The sequence below is a fragment of the uncultured Aquimarina sp. genome (assembly GCF_947500065.1).
Classification (GTDB): domain Bacteria; phylum Bacteroidota; class Bacteroidia; order Flavobacteriales; family Flavobacteriaceae; genus Aquimarina.
In genome coordinates this window covers 619,578-636,032 of the sequence record NZ_CANMQT010000001.1, presented here as the reverse complement: position 1 = coordinate 636,032, position 16,455 = coordinate 619,578, and the positions used below count along the sequence as shown (strand labels likewise).

Annotated in this window: 8 protein-coding genes; all 8 read right to left on the bottom strand. The window is 33.5% G+C overall.

Annotation, left to right across the window (positions count from 1 at the left end; translation table 11 throughout):
• Positions 1-12: 12 nt before the first annotated feature.
• Positions 13-900 (bottom strand): hypothetical protein, encoded by an 888-nt coding sequence (locus tag Q0975_RS02940; RefSeq protein WP_299432844.1) that lies wholly within the window; start codon positions 898-900, stop codon positions 13-15.
• A 24-nt stretch (positions 901-924) separates the two neighbouring features.
• Entirely contained in the window at positions 925-1,971 is a 1,047-nt protein-coding gene (locus Q0975_RS02935; protein WP_299432841.1) for a hypothetical protein, read from the bottom strand.
• A gap of 10 nt (positions 1,972-1,981) precedes the next feature.
• Positions 1,982-6,727: a fibronectin type III domain-containing protein gene (locus tag Q0975_RS02930; protein WP_299432838.1), complete on the bottom strand. Its 4,746-nt coding sequence runs from the start codon at positions 6,725-6,727 to the stop codon at positions 1,982-1,984.
• 23 nt (positions 6,728-6,750) lie between these two features.
• A complete protein-coding gene (locus Q0975_RS02925) occupies positions 6,751-9,243 on the bottom strand; it encodes a hypothetical protein (RefSeq protein ID WP_299432835.1) in 2,493 nt (830 codons plus the stop codon).
• A gap of 374 nt (positions 9,244-9,617) precedes the next feature.
• Positions 9,618-13,118, bottom strand: coding sequence for an efflux RND transporter permease subunit (locus Q0975_RS02920; RefSeq protein WP_299432832.1), 3,501 nt, complete (start codon positions 13,116-13,118; stop codon positions 9,618-9,620).
• Positions 13,119-13,123: 5 nt separating this feature from the next.
• The gene (locus tag Q0975_RS02915; protein ID WP_299432829.1) at positions 13,124-14,290 is read right to left on the bottom strand and encodes an efflux RND transporter periplasmic adaptor subunit; all 1,167 of its coding nucleotides are present in this window, start codon (positions 14,288-14,290) and stop codon (positions 13,124-13,126) included.
• An 8-nt stretch (positions 14,291-14,298) separates the two neighbouring features.
• Positions 14,299-15,657, bottom strand: a complete 1,359-nt coding sequence (locus Q0975_RS02910) for a TolC family protein (RefSeq protein WP_299432826.1) — start codon at positions 15,655-15,657, stop codon at positions 14,299-14,301.
• Between the two features lie 3 nt (positions 15,658-15,660).
• Complete coding sequence (locus tag Q0975_RS02905) at positions 15,661-16,260, bottom strand: TetR/AcrR family transcriptional regulator (protein WP_299432823.1); 600 nt, start codon at positions 16,258-16,260, stop codon at positions 15,661-15,663.
• Positions 16,261-16,455: the final 195 nt, after the last annotated feature.

Below are 16,455 nucleotides of genomic sequence, written 5' to 3'. Positions count from 1 at the left end.
CTTGTTAACTAATTACTCTCTAATTTGACACCAATTTCCGTTCATATCTCTGGTGTAATTGTGCCATATTTTATTAAAAAGCGGTATGTTGTCGAAACACCATTTTCCTATTAGTTCTGATAAAGTCATATATTCGGTAATCCCTATTGTATAATTCCGGACTTTATCTTTTAAAAATGTAAGATCGATTTCAGTATAATCACTTTTAATAATTTCAATTTCTCTTTGTTCAAGTGCTTTTTCTACTTCTATTCTAAATAAATTGGTATATGCAATAAGTTTTTCATCTTCTAAAAAAAGATGTTTTATTTTAACTACACTATTACTAAATATTCGTCTTACTTGTCCAAAATAAGTTAGTTGCATTTCATTCTTCTCTGGAAAGTAAAAAGAAAGGTGTTTATAATCCTTGAAGGAAGGGTAAAACAAATCCCAGGAAGGGTTTCTTAATGAGGCATTGTAAAATTTAGAATGCTTATAATCTTCTTTTATGGTATTACCTAGTTTTATGATATCTCCAACCTTTATGATACCTCCATCAATAATAGGTTTTTTTATGATTGGTTCTTTTTTGTTTTTTAGGTCATCTCTATATTCAAAACCTTTTTGTTGCTTAATTTCATCTTTACAATCATAAATTTCTCTAAGCAATATGCAAAAACCTCTTAATATGTCTTTATTGGCATTATAAGCATAATGATCTATTTGCTCAAGTAGTGTAGTGTATTCTATATTAATTTGATATTTTTGACTTAGATATCGGCTTATATAATGTTCAAGTTCTTTGTCGTCTTTCGCAAATAGGTATCCCTTTATAAAAGAAATAAAGCTGTTTCTTTCTCTGTCAGGGATGTTGTAATGAACCCATCTTAAGTTTTCGATTTCCTTTTTTGATAACATAGCTAAATGAATTATTGCTGTTTTTTAAAAACGAATATTAAATGCATCTTTGAACGAACCAATATCTGGGTTTTCTATTACTAATTTTTTATACTTATCAATTGACTCTTCTAATTCTTTTATTTTGCTTACCGATAATTGATCATAACCTAGTCTAAATTCAATTAAACCTTTATCAAATAATCCGTTATCAACTAAATATCTTAATTCTGTTATTGTCCCTCCGTTGAAAAAAGGATTGTTCGGATCATAAAGAGCCCTTAAATCGGTTATTAAATCAGTATGGAAGTAAATTTTCCCACCGTGGTCATATGATTTTTTTAATGTTTTTCCTACTAAAGGCAACCAATCTTTTGGATCTGTCATATTGGAGATTCCCTCAACTGATATAAATCCTCTAGTGAAAAAATCGCTAAAACTAGTGCTGTTTAGGTTACCGGCATAGCTTTGTAAAGGAGCTTGACGACTTCCTAGTGAAATGTTAATTAGAGAGGGGGATTGTTTCATGTGAATTACAAATCTCCATGTTTTAAAATATTCCTTCCTTCCACTATATTGTGCAAATTCGGCCCATCCACTATTATTAGGGAAGAATTTGTTTTTAGCCCATTGCATTAATTCATATGATATTTCTTCGTACTTTGAGTATAATTTAGTTCCAATGGCATTATTAATTTTATCTATTAAAGAGGAAGCTAAAGCATCTTCAAAAATGTTTTTTTGTGAATCACTCCAATTTTGAGTTAAATTTTTCACATAGCTTTCAACATCAGGATCGTCAAAAATGGATTTTACCGTTTTAATCCATGATTCATAACTCCCAGCTTTTTTAATCTCATCAAGATTATTTGTTACGGTACGCAAATTATCAACACTGCGTCCTAAATCTACTAAACCTTCGTCATATAAAAGCTGATAAGCTTTATATGAATCTGCATTTTCTTTTGCAAAAGTCTTAAATTCCAGACTAGCTTCATCTTGGTACTTTAAAAAATCGGTAAACCAACATTGAGCGTTGTTAATATTGAATACTAAGATTAATATTAAAAATGATATATATTTCTTTAACATAATTTAATTTTTATTTAGTACATATTATTACATCAGGATACTTCGTTCTAAAGTTTTTCCAGCTACTAAATATTTCGAATCCATCTTTATTGATTAACAATAATAGGTCATCTGCGTCGGCAAAATCTCTTAAAAACTGATTTTTTAGAACTTGACTTAATTTGTCAAACTCAGTTTTTAATCCGGAAAAGGCAGCTGTATTTAATTTAGAACTTAGAGCGGTGATATCATTAGCTACGTTATCAAAGTGTTTAGCAAATTTATCTTTGTGTTTTTCTACTTCGGCAAGAGTTTTTTGAGCATCGGATGCTTTATCACTAAGTACCGATGTTACCTGAACTTCATCAGGGTCAATATCTTTTATTCTTTTCGTGCTTAAAACAATATCTCCATCCTCAGTCTTTTTTGCAACAACAGCGAAGAAGTTGTCTACTCCTTTTTTACCGAATTTCAGATATGCTGCACCCACTGGTAATGCTAAACCAGCTGCATAAAATGGTGCTTGGCTCATATCACCTCTAGCGGAAGCATATATGAACCCCATCCCATCTCCAACTGAATCAACATATGGAATTGGAATTAAACTTAATCCGTCAGCAATTCCATAAACTAAAGGATCAATTACGCTATATCCATCAAAATCATAAAAGTGTGTGTCACTATCGAGTGTTGCATTAAATCCAAAATATACCTGGAATTTCTGACCATATCCAAAGGATGCGGTTTGACTCACAAAGTATGCTCTGGAAATTTCAGGACTTATAATATAGACTTCTCTAAGTTTAACCAGGTTGTCAGGTTGATAATAATTCCAAGTACTAGAATTTGTTTTTAGATCAATATCTATCTCATCATACTCTGCTCTTGCATATAATTCAATAGTTTGATTTTTATATTGCTGGTATTGTTCAATGAAATCTTGCCAATCTTGTTGAGAGGCGTGATCATCTAAATTGGCAATTAGACTACTTATTTGAGCCCTTATATTCTTTATTTGACTTACATATTTTGATTCAAAGAATTGTAAAACTTGGATAGATTCATATCCGCTGATATTGTTTGATTTCAGCATGGTTTCCACCATACTCTTATCAGCTTTCATGAAAAACTGCTTAACGTATAGTGGTTTTTCTATATACTTATATACTTCCAGAATATCTTTGAAAACGGATTGTCTATCGGATAAAACCGAGTTATTGGTTACAATTCCATTTTCACTTTGTGCGAAACCAACATTATAACAAGAATCATTGTTTGCGAAACCAACTCCGAAAATAGATTCATAATCAGAGAAAGTAACTATCACATGTACTATCTTTTTCCCATTAATAGAAGATTGATTATTTGTTATCGATCTTTGGGCTAAATCATTAATTTGATGATTTAAATATGATAGATTATTTTTAATTTTTAAGAAAGTGACAACCATGTAGGTGTCTTTTTTATGATAACTTAATAGATGTAATTTATCTTCTAATACTTCAATTTCATTTTTACTAACTGGTAGGTCCTTAGAATTCGCAAATCGTACGTGGCTATAAACACCTTTTGATCTTAATATTGTATCTTGGGTAGAAGTGATTGATGAAAGAGCGTTATTCAATGCATTATCAACTTCTTTTTGATAAAAAGTTATAAGGTCTTTATGTTCTTCATTGTTTTCATCTAAATAGTCAAATTGGTCACAACCACTATTTTCATTGGAATTTGTACCTGGACAAGGAATTTTGGCTTTGAACTCTACATTCGAATTATCAGTAAAGGAAAAATTATTCTTTTTGTCTTTTATATAACCCCAAGTAGTTTTATAATAAGTATCTGTTCCGCATCCTCCATTATCTCGATATAAATAGACTTCACTATCATTGCTTAATGTTTTTTCACTAATACTTAGAACAGTGCCATCATTTGTTACATATCCACTGAAATTAGCTCCGTCCGCCAAATAATGTTTGTCTTCAAACTTAATCCCTGGAACGGCGCCTTGAGGAATATTTGTTTGGTTAGAATTACCGGTAACCGTTCTTGAACTATCAAAGCTAAATGGTTTCCAGTCAGGAGTTAACCATACTTTACCACCCAATTCCCCATCCTCATCACCTTGGAACCAATAGATCTGGATACCTGGCGCATGCAATTTTTCCCAATCCATATGGGTAAGTATAGTTCCTGTACCATAGTCCATTAACAGATCAGTAGTTCCGGTAGTGTTATATTCAGTAAATGGATGCTCTAACCCAAAAACTCCGTGCCCTAATTCGTGGGCTGCGGTTCTACCTTTATCATCACCTGGGAATATGAAACCAAATTGTCTTTTAAGCGGCATAAAGCCTTCTGTACCTGTGTCAGAAGGAGGAATATCAGTAACAAATAAGTAATAGGTGTCTTTTTGGTAATCTCCTACGGTTTTAAATTGACTAATCCATGCTTTTTCACCTTCTGTATATTGAGATAATAAACTACTATCACCTACATCAATACTCGTATCAGAAATCGAAATAGGTGTAGCGGAAGTCACATTAAATTGAACTCCTGCCGGATTGTATATTTGATTAATGCGTTCTCCTATACCGGATAAACTAGCTCCATTTACGGAGATCAATTTTACATTAACTCTGGTAACATCCTGATTAGCCAGATGCCATAAATTAGCTGCTCCGGCTACTGTGTATTTGGCGGTAGAATCTTTTGGTTTAACGGCAGCTATGATTTGCTGTTTTGCAAAATCAAATGTTTTTTTCAGAGATAGGGTTGCAACGGTGCTATCTGTATCCCATACGGCTTGTACTTTGGTTCCTTCTTTGGTTTTAAAGATAATATCAGAAGCTGTATGGTCATTATTAGAAAATGAAGCTTCCGCCGTTAAGAAGTCTGTGGGATGACTGCTTAATGCTGCGATGGCTTTATACGGAATATTATATTCTCCACCACCCGATATAGGTACTTTATCATATTGATTGGCAATGTTACCACCTGCATTTTCAGGTGCCGTATCAAAACTATAATACCCATTGGTATTGTTAAAAGTAACTGTAACTCCAGAAGCTGTAATTTCATTGACGCCACCGTTACCAATTCCATTAGTATTTCCTGCCGTTGCTGAGCCTCCTTCAGCTTGTTCTGCAGTAGTAATGTTACCATCAGCATCTACAAACCAGTCTTCATTGTTGTTATCGTGAAAAAGAATATCATTTCCTCCAGGAATTGGATCAGAAACAGTACCATCGTCTCCTATTAATATGATATCACCGTTGTCATCGATTTGTATATCTACGATATCCATATCAACAGTTATTTCCTGTGTGTCTCCATCATCTCCGGTAATGGTGTCTATAATTACATCTGCATCAACAATGCTTCCCCAATTAGGATCATAGGTAGTAACAACAAAACCATCTACCAATTTCATATCAGTATTGATTTTGATATTCTGGAATTTTATAGGAATGCGGACAGTCGCTAACCAAGGTGTACTGATATATCCTTCTCCAGAAAAACTTCCAGAACCGGATACTTCTTTTACATACACAGGAAAATCACCCGCAGTAAATACATCATTCACAAAAAGTTCGGTAAGTAATTCCTGATTAGATAGATCTACAGGATCTGGATCGATACCACAGTTGGCATATTCTGCCATTTCTTCACTTAAGGTTCTAAAAGTATCTACAGGAGATTCTCCAAAACTATTTTCAGTACAATTACCTACAATTCTGTATTCATAGATAGTGTCTGGTTTAAACTCATCAATGGTTACATAATCGCGTGGTGTGGTTTTTTTGTACCATCTTGTGCTACCTGCTTCGCGATACTGTACGGTATAATCCAAATGTTCCGGATGACCGATCCAACTAATTGTAGCATTGGTCATACTTACATCACGTACTTCAATACTTGTCGGGAGTTCACAATTACCCTGATAGTCAAACCAGAAGATCTCACTGTTTCCATTGTTATTAAAAACAGAAACTTCTTCTCCGTTATTAGTTGCAATAGCTCTAACACGCCATGCATATCGTTTGCCAGCTAATAATAATGGTTGAATAGGACCGTATAATAAACTCGTATTGGTAGTAACTTCTTGATAGAGTGGAGGCGATGATAAAAATATCGCTTGTGGATCAATATATGTGTCCCAAACCTCTACAATACTAAATTCGTAGGATACGTTAGGAACATTAATATGTCTTGGTGTCCACTGAAATAGAATATTGGTTGGATTCTGCTCTGAAATCTTTGATTCGTTATCTGGTTTGTTAAGAAATGGAGGATCGTTATTAATTAAAAATACAGTTGCACAACTTTTGGATGATAATCGATTCCCGTTAAAGGCATCAAAAACTTCAAAACAAAACCGATACATGCCATCTTGTAATGGATTATTGTATTGAACAGAAGAGAGGCCTTGTAAGTTTTGTTGCTCAAAATAAGGAGCTAATTCTGTAACAGTTAGGTTTAGAGGAATTCCTCCATCTAAAATCAGTGTAGGTGCACCAATTACTACTGGAGCACTTGTTGCATTGATGCCATTACCCTCTATAGAAACTGCTAACCGAACTTCTCTGCTTGATGCCGTAACATCACTTAGTACCAATTGAACCCGTAAAGGGCTGTTCATAAGTCCTGAATTCGCATATCCAGATAAATTAGTAGGATAAGGAGGAATGGCTTGCGGAGTTACTCTAACCGGAAAACTTTGCGCTAATGCAAATGTCACCTGTACTAAAGCAATGAGTATAAGTAGTAGTTTTTTCATATGTAATTTTGGGGAATTACCAACTAGTTATCTGAACTTCGATATTGTTTATCAAAATAGATGATAATTTGCTCCTCTAAATATATATTAATTTTTTCTAAATCTTTACCTTCAGCCTGCATCCTGAATGTTTCTTCCTGCGTTAATTCCTTGATTTTTTTGATGTTATCATTGTTTTTAACCACAGTATTACCATTCAATAGCTTCTCGACTTCAATTCTTAAAAACAGATATGCTTCGAATTTTTCTCCTTCTACCTTATACCTAGTAGTCATCTTCATGTACTCAAACTGAGCTTCATCTGAAGCAGCATTTCTATCTGATTCACTAAGAACATGTGATGGATGATTTTCTAATTCGAATTTGGTTTTAGCATATACATCCTTCATCTTCTGATCTTTATTAACAAGCTCTTTTTGTAAGCTTATTAAAACAGATTGTAAGCGTCTTTGATATATAGGGATGTAATCTTTTCGCATATAGATACTATCGAGAAAATCAATAGCAAGGTTTTTGAAATCTTCATCATTTCTAGCTTTTTCTTTAAGATCAGCAAATAATGATTTTAATTTATTTTTGGCAAAAGCATCCTCATTACTGTAATATTCCTTCTGAGCAATAGCTTCTATTTGATCCGCTACAACAGAAGCATTGTTGTCATAAATCTCACCTCTGTAACGGAATCTATAGTAATTCTGCTTATCAATTTTTTCTTTCTCTAGTTGTTCTTCTAATTTCTGAAGTGTGTCTTTCGAAGCTTGTTGTTTTGTCTTTTCATTCGCATCTTCAGAAGTTCTTCTCTTAAAACGAGCGTCAATTTTTTTCACATCAAAAGAGTAACTATATCCCAGAGTAACTGTAAAGTCATTGTTACTGGAAGTGTTTGCTGTGTTTCTGAGTAATGTCAGTGCATTTAGATTGATATTGTGCTTTTCTTTATACACATAACCAGCATTGGCTCTAAAATTCATAACATTGCCTTGCGAATCTCCGTTCGTTAGACTCTCGTTATAGGATACGGAAAAACCTGTTCGCAGTTTTTTGTCAAAAAATTGTTTATTTACAGATAGGGTAGGACCGTAGGTTAATGCATCATTCTCTTCGATAGCATTATACGCGGCATTAATTGCTCCACTAATCGTTAAAGCACGTTCTGGATATGCTACAGAATAGTTAGCACCAGCATTATAAAAATCTGTTTTATTATTGGTTGCATCCGCAGTACCTTGTTCATCTTTGGTTGTTTGATACGTTAGATTAAGACCTACACTTTGTTGCTTTTTTTTGCTTTGTGAGAGTAGATATCCCAAGTTTAGCGAGGCATTTTGGGATACTTGTTTGAAATCCAACGTATCTAAGTTTTGTAATGGATCTACTTCATTAATCACATCAAAAGCCGTTCTAATATTGGTATACGATTGAAAGTTAGAATAGGATGCAGCAATATTAAATCGATCAGAAGCTTTGATATTAGCATTGATTGCAGCAACAATTCTATTGGATTGTGATTCTTTTTGATTTTTAAGGTCATCTCTTTGTAATCCGGCATTAACAGCTAAAGATAGATAACCATTAAACAATTCTTGAGAAGCATTTACAGTTATATTTTCGAGATCATTGTTAAAAAAGTACGCACCGAATGTTCTATACTGAGGATCGATACGCTCATATCCTACACCTAAACTTCCTTTTCCATATGAATAGGTAACATCTGCATTAAATGCAGTATAATAATCAGTAGAAGCTCTTTCTTTAATTAAAAACCCTAAGATATTAGAGTTTGAATCTGTTTCGCCATCTTCTAGATTTTCTGTAACAGCACTTTGAGCTACTTCTAAATTAAAACTTAATCCTTTTGTGATTTCTACAGAAGATTCTAAACTAACTACCAGATTTTCTTTGGGGTCAATATTTAAATCTTCAGGTATTGGAATATCTAATGATGAGGCTTGGTCTTTTGCTTTAAAAAAGATCAGCCCTACAGAGAATCTATTGAAATCATACGATGTTTTTAGTCCATATCCTATTCTTTTGTAGGCAGGAATTGCTTCAGGAACCTGGTCATTATACTCAGTAGGTCGCAAGAATCTACCATATAATGCACTTATTTTAAAAGGCCCATTAGGCGTAAGATCAGTTCCAAAACCTGTAAATTGATGTCCACTGACTGTATATGGAGAAAAAGTCATAGCTACGTCTCCGATATGAGTGGCAACCCATTTATAAGATGGATGAATACTTAACCTATTAATCTTGAAAGGGGTGCTATATGCAAAATCCTGATTAGTATACGAAAATGATAAAGGAATGTTATAAATTCCGCTAATATTGAAGTTTAAATTACCATTAAGGAAATACGTGAATGGATCCCTGTTAGCTGTTCCATTATAGTACACAGAATTAGCAGAAATACCCCCATTAATTTTTACTAATGGAGCTTTACCTATTTGATCTAAATTTTGACCAAACAAGGGAAAAGAAAGGAGAACCAGTAGGTAGAGTAATGTTTTATTCAATATAGGGGCTTATTTTGGGATTGCGAAATTAAGTTTTTTTTAACACTGTTCAAAGGGAAAATTCTAACTTTCAGAACTTTAACACAAATAGTAATCTTATTCCTACTTATTTTGTCTAAAAAATGTTGTTTTTAAGATTTCTGTATCCATAAACATTGTTTGATGCATATATTTTCTTTTGATTAGAAATTAATACCGTTTATAATTAGTGTCATAGCATCCAATGTTGTTACCATTCAAAACAAGGATTTTTTTGATGTTTGTCTAAAAAAGTGGAACATAATTATACAATTCAAGGAAAAATTGAACAAATAAAAAACGCCGCAAATTTGCGGCGTTTTTTATTTGTATTAAAAATGTAATATTACTTATTACTATACAGTTGCTGTAACTGGTGTTTCGATTTTTACACTTTTTTTACTGCTAAATCGAACTTTTACTTTATGCACTATAAAGAATAAACAAGGAACAATGATTAAGGTTAAGAATGTAGCGATAATTAATCCATAGATTACGGCCCAAGCTAATGGTCCCCAGAAAATAACATTATCTCCACCAATATAGATTTTAGGATCAAACTCAGTAAACAACGAGAAGAAATCAATATTAAAACCTACCGCTAATGGAATCAATCCTAGTACTGTAGTGATTGCTGTTAATATAACTGGTCTAAGACGTGCTCTACCTCCTTTTATAATAAGTTTCATTACCTCATCATTATCAAGTAATTCTTTCTCTGGAACATTAAGTTCTACCTTCTTACGATCGATAAGCAATTGCGTATAATCTAGTAACACTACACCATTATTTACTACAATCCCAGCAAGAGAGATAATCCCCATCATCGTCATCATAATTACAAATGCTGAACCTGTTATCAAAATTCCTCCAAATACACCTATAAAGCTTAAGAAAATGGCAATCATAATAATAGTAGGCTTGGATATAGAACTAAATTGAAAAATCAAAATCAACATGATAAGCCCTAATCCTGCAAAGAACGCGCCCATCAAAAATGTCATTTGTTTATTTTGCTCTTCTATCTGACCTGTATAATCAATCTTAACACCTTTTGGTAAATTAGTAAAACTAGCCATTTCTGTCTGTATTTGAGCTACAATAGCTCCAGCATCAGTAAATCCAGGTTGTAATCCAGAATATACTGTTACTACACGTTTAGTGTCTTTGTGTTTTACGGCACTAAATGAGGAAGTGTTTTTTTGAGAAGCTACCGCAGAAACAGGAATTTCTTTGAGTTTACCAGAAGCTTGATCTCTAAAAGTAATATTTTGATTAAATAAGGCGCTCGTATTGTAACGATTGTCTTCATCAAAACGAACATAGATATCATAATCTTCGCCACCTTTCTTATAAACGCCAGCTTTTTCTCCAAAAATTGAACGCCTTAATTGATTACCTACCTGTCCTGCTGCTACTCCAAGTTCTCCTGCTTTTTCTCTGTCTACCACAACTTGCATCGCAGGCTTTCCTTTATTAACATCAATTTTTAATTCTTCTATTCCTGGAATATTTTTTTCATTAATGAAGTTTCGCATTTTTTCTGCTACGGTAATCAATTCATCATAATCAGAACCTTCAATTTCTATATTAATGGGATACCCAGCAGGAGGACCAACAGCATCTTTTTCTACAGATATGGCGACACCGGGATAAATCCCTTTTAACGTATTTTGTACTTTTTGGCGCAGTAATTCAGAGTCTTTTCCTTTTCTGAATTTGTACTCTCTCATCGCAGCTATAATTTTGGCTCTATGTGGCATTTCTGCACTACTTCCTCCATCTGTCAGTGGATTTCCGGCACCTTCTCCAACCTGAGACACAGCTGCCTCTACCAAAAAGTTGTGATCTTCGCCTTCGATATATTCCTGATCATTTATAACTGCATATACACGATTTTCAATTTCTTTGGTGATCTTATTAGTTTTTTTGATATCCGTTCCTTGTGGATATTCAATATAGACAATGATCTGGTTAGGAGTATTGTCCGGGAAAAATTCAATCTTGGTGCGCTGACTACCTACAGAAGCACCGAACATTGCAAATACGATAAATAATAAAAGGAAGGTTCCTATAATAAAAGCATAAGTACGCCATCCTCTTAGGGCAAATGAAAGAAAACGTTGGTAACTGTTTTCTAACCAAGTCAAAATACGTCTCTGAAAGAAGTTTGCTGCATTTTTCAATAGAAAACGATAGATCCAAAACATAATAGCTGTGAAAATCATTAAAGTTCCTAATCCTCGAACCGGTCCACCAACTATCAGAATAAAGATTCCAAATCCGCCAAGAAGAATACTTAATCTAATAAGCTGTTTGATGGTCAGTACTTTTTCGCCTATTTCCATAAATCGGGAGACTAACATTGAATTAATGAAAATCGCAACAAATAATGAGGATCCTAGTACCACAGAAAGTGTTATAGGGAAGTATTTCATAAACTGTCCCATTACTCCAGGCCATAATCCAAGCGGAATAAATGCAGCAACAGTTGTTAGGGTAGAAATAATAATTGGAAATGCGATCTCACCAATTCCTTTTTTAGCAGCTTCAGTACGAGACATTCCTTCTTCTTCCATCAACCTAAATACGTTTTCTACAACTACGATTCCATTATCTACCAGCATTCCTAATCCCATAATTAACCCAAAAAGGATCATGGTATTCATAGTGTATCCAAGTAATGAAAGAATCATAAAGGACATGAACATAGACATGGGTATTGCAAATCCAACAAATAATGCATTTCTAAACCCTAAAAAGAACATCAATACACTAACAACAAGAATAATCCCAAAAATGATGTTATTTACCAAATCATCTACCTGATTAATAGTTTTAGACGATTGATCGTTTGCGATACTAATGTTTAGATCAGTTGGGAATACATTTTCCTCAGCATCAGCAACGATTTTCAGGATTTTATCAGCTGCTTCTACCATATTTTTTCCCGAACGTTTCTTTACTTCTAACATCACCACATTATCACCAAATTCTCTGGCATAGGTAGTTTTATCTTCTTCTTTAAACGTTACTTCTGCTATATCCCGTAAATACACAGCTCCATCCTGTGACTTAACTACAAAATTATCTAGTTCTGAAGGTTGATCAATTTCTCCAAGTATTCTAATAGTTCTTCGTTGTCCGCTGCTAATCATGTTTCCTGCAGACATGGTGACATTGCCATTTCTGATAGTGTTTAGAACATCATCAAAACTTACTTTTGCAGCCATCATTTTATAAATATCCACAGCAACTTCAACTTCTTTTTCCTGAGCTCCACGAATATCGACACCTTTAATTTCTTTTAAGTCTTCGATCTCATCTTCTAGGTACTCTCCGAATAGCTTTAGCTTTTCTACGGTATAGTCTCCCGTAATATTAATATTCATGATGGGAGTTTCCTCAGAGATACTAAGATCAAAAACATTAGGCTCTACTTTTGCACCATTAAATGTTGGCCAATCCTCATTAGATTTTTCAGAATCTACCTCGTCTTTTACCTTTTGTTTAGCTTCTGCAACCGTAAGATCTTCATCAAATTCTACAGTAATAATACCATAATCCTCTTGAGATGTGGATACAATTTCTACTACGTTACTAACGTTTTTTAGTTTATCTTCTAAAGGATCAACAATCAATCTTTCTATATCTTCAGAGGTGTTACCAGGATAAGGAACACTAATATAAATTTTGGTTTCGTTGATTTCAGGAAAATTCTCTCTCGGCATTGAAAAGTATGCTGATAAACCTAACACCAGAAAAATACCAATCATTACATAGATTGTGGTTGGATTATCTATCGCCCAGGACGCTAATCTAAATTCTTTATCTACTTTTTTCTTATTAACTTCCATAGAATCTAGTTTATAATTTCTACTTTTTGACCATCTTTAACACTTCTGGCGCCTTCGCTTATAATCGCATCACCATTCTGAATACCTTCTAGGATTTCGATATAATCTCCTTGCGTTTTTCCCGTTTTCACAATAACACGTTTGGCTTCTGCAATGTTTTTGGCATCGATATTAGAAGTTACATAGGTATATTGATCTCCTTCGGAGTTTTCAGATATGATACTTTGTGGAATCAGTATTGCTTTTTCACTGGTATAGTCGTTGATCTTAACTTTTGCAGTTAGATTCGGTTTAATAATTCCGTTTTTATTAGGTATCGCAACTTCTACGGTAAAGGAACGGTTGTTAGGATTTATATAATTTCCTACCTGACGGATTTTCGTATCAATTGTTTTTCCTAAAACAGGAAAGTATACTTGAGTTTCTTTTCCTTTTGTAATACTTGAAATATAGCTTTCAGGGACTTCTACTTCAATATACATATCATCAAGATTGATAATACGAATCAATTCTGTTTGCCCAGGAGCTACGACACTACCTTGTTCTGCTATAATATCATCTACAATTCCAGAAAATGGAGCACTTACAGTTGCTTTTGCTAATTGTCTCTTTATTTGATCTACTGATTTTTGTGCAGCTTCATAATTAGTTTTTTCCTGAAGATATTTGATCTCTGAACCTATTTTTTGTTCCCATAATCTTTTTTGTCGCTCAAAAGTTGTTTTTGCTAATTGAGCTTGAACTTCTGCTTGAGAAAGTTGTTGGCTTATTCCGCCATCATCTATTCTTGCTAAGGTTTGACCTTTAGAAACTCTTTGTCCTTCTTTCACATAAACTTGTATCAATGTACCAGATACTTCAGGATATAAGACAATATTCTTTTTGGTTTCTACACTTCCTTGTAATTCCAGATAATGATTAAAAAGCGAATCTTTAGCAATAATCGTGGTCACTAAAGGAAGTTTTTTAATACTATCCAGAGATGCAATAGCTGCATCTAATTGTTTCAATTTGTCTGCTACAGCCTGTTGTTCTGCTACAATTTCACTTCTTTTGGTTCTAATTGCTGTTAAATCACCTTTTTCAATGACTTTGTCTATGGATTTTGCGCCTTCCTGCCCACAAGAAACTATAAGAAGAAATGCTGATAATATAATAAGTATCTTTTTCATGGGTATATTTAGTTATTAGGTGTATTTAAAATAGTTTCTAATTCTGCTTTTTTGTTAATTATAGTAAGCATAGATTGTAGTACTTCTTGTTGTACGTTATATAATTGTAGTTGTGCCTGTCTTAATTCTAAACTACTTGCAAGTCCTTCTGTATACTTAATTTGATTTTTATTTTCTATTCTTTCGGCCAATGCAAGATTCTGCTTTGTGGTTTCGTAAGTCTCTATAGAAAATTGATAATCGTTAATTGCGGTATTATATTGAAGTTGAATTTGTTGCTGTGTTTGGATAAAATTGGTATTAGCTTGTTCAAAAGCAATTTTTGCTTGTTTTGTTTTAGCGCTTCTTCCAAGTGAACTGAAGATTGGGATTTTTAGATTAACCCCTAAAATTGAAGATTGAAACCAACGTTGATCATTATCTAAAAATGTAAACGAATCACTATTGGCCTGTGTGCCGTAGTTTACAAATGCTGATAATGATGGTAAAGCTTTGGTTTTTTCAAGTTTTAGCTCTAACCTTCTTTGTTCGGTTAATAGATAACTGAGTCTATAATCAACATTGTCTTCTATTACAAAAGGCTTGTTAGTTACTGATGGATCTAAGTTTTTCATAGTTAAACTGTCAAGACCATCAGATAAAACTGTATTAGAATCTACATCAACTCCAATTGTTAGATTAAACATTTGCAGTGCAATTTTTTGTTGACGTATTGAGTTATTGAGTTGATTATTAGTTTGTAATAAAGTGATTTGTAATTGTTCTACATCTTCTTCTTCATTCAATCCATTTTCGAATGTTTTTCTTGCTTCTTGGTAGTTTTTTTCAAGAGTTTCTTTATTACTCTGAAGTATTTTTACACTTTCCTGAGCAACAAGAACGGCTCCGTAGGAATTGATTACAGCTTTACGTACTTCTAAAAGAGTTTTTTCTTCAGAATCATTGCTGAACTGTAAGAAGCTCTTCGCTGCTTCTAATCCTACTAGATAAGATCCGTCGAATAAAAGTTGAGATAATTTGGCAGTTGCAGAAAGCTGTTCTTTTGTTCCAAAAACTACGGGAACAAATGTGCCTGGATCTCCACCAGAGAATTCTCCTGGAATTAAAGTTACTGGTTGTTTTAACTGATTTTGATAATCTACAGTTGCATCGATCTGTGGAAGCCCTGTAGCGGTAGTCTCCCATTTTTTCTTCAGAGCTTTAGCTACATCACGCCTGGCGTTGATAGATTCATAACTATTCTCTATTGCAAATTCAATAGCTTCATTTAATGTAAATGAATATTGGGAGGAAACAGGAGTTTCCTGGGCAAAAACAGCTAATGTGAATAAGCTAAAGAAACACAATGACCAAAGGTTGTTTCTCATAATTTATGATTGTTTTATTAGATTGTTTAAAATTTTTAATCCTTTTTCGGTAGCAATTCCTCGTATGTGATATTCTAAGTAATCTTCCATCAGTTTTCTAATTGGAAATCCTTGAACAGGAAACATTTCCTTGTCCTTAATTCCCGTCATTCCTATAAAATAGATTCTAGATATAAACTCTACATTTATGTTGTCTCTAAATACACCATTGTCAATTCCTCTTTTTAGATTTTCGATTACACAATTTTGGAAAACTCCAAATTGCTTTATTTTTAATGCCAAATGTATTTTAGGATAGTATTTCTGAAGTTGATATTGAGGAGAGGTTTTCTCATCCTTTAAATGATGCATAACAAAAGCCTTAATCGCATAGAGCTCTTCAATGGGATCTTTCTTTTCTTCCAGAATGCCGCTAATACCTTCATTGATTACACAAAAAAGGTGGTTGGTAGTTGCTTCTACTAGTTTTGTTTTATTCTGAAAATGTGCATAAATCGTCTTTTTGGAAATACCCATTTCTGAAGCGAGATCGTCCATAGTGACACTCTTGAAACCTAGGTTTAAGAACATATCATTCGCTTTTTCAATTATTTTTTCCTTCATCTGGGGCATAAATTGTTTTGTGCAAATGTACGCGAGGAAACTTTAAAAACATTAATAGTTTCCTAAGTTTCACAATTTTTTAACACTGATTTAATTTGAGCTGTCATTTTAGCGGGTTAAATTGTTATGAAGAAGAGGTTTTTTTTGATATAACGAAAAAAGGTTGCCCTTTTTGGACAACCTTTTAGAATAGTT

Excerpts from the sequence above, each read along its gene's own strand:
- Q0975_RS02915 (WP_299432829.1), bottom strand. The coding sequence starts at position 14,290 with ATGAAAAAGATACTTATTATATTATCAGCATTTCTTCTTATAGTTTCT.
- Q0975_RS02930 (WP_299432838.1), bottom strand. The coding sequence starts at position 6,727 with ATGAAAAAACTACTACTTATACTCATTGCTTTAGTACAGGTGACATTT.
- Q0975_RS02910 (WP_299432826.1), bottom strand. The coding sequence starts at position 15,657 with ATGAGAAACAACCTTTGGTCATTGTGTTTCTTTAGCTTATTCACATTA.
- Q0975_RS02920 (WP_299432832.1), bottom strand. The coding sequence starts at position 13,118 with ATGGAAGTTAATAAGAAAAAAGTAGATAAAGAATTTAGATTAGCGTCC.
- Q0975_RS02935 (WP_299432841.1), bottom strand. The coding sequence starts at position 1,971 with ATGTTAAAGAAATATATATCATTTTTAATATTAATCTTAGTATTCAAT.
- Q0975_RS02905 (WP_299432823.1), bottom strand. The coding sequence starts at position 16,260 with ATGAAGGAAAAAATAATTGAAAAAGCGAATGATATGTTCTTAAACCTA.
- Q0975_RS02940 (WP_299432844.1), bottom strand. The coding sequence starts at position 900 with ATGTTATCAAAAAAGGAAATCGAAAACTTAAGATGGGTTCATTACAAC.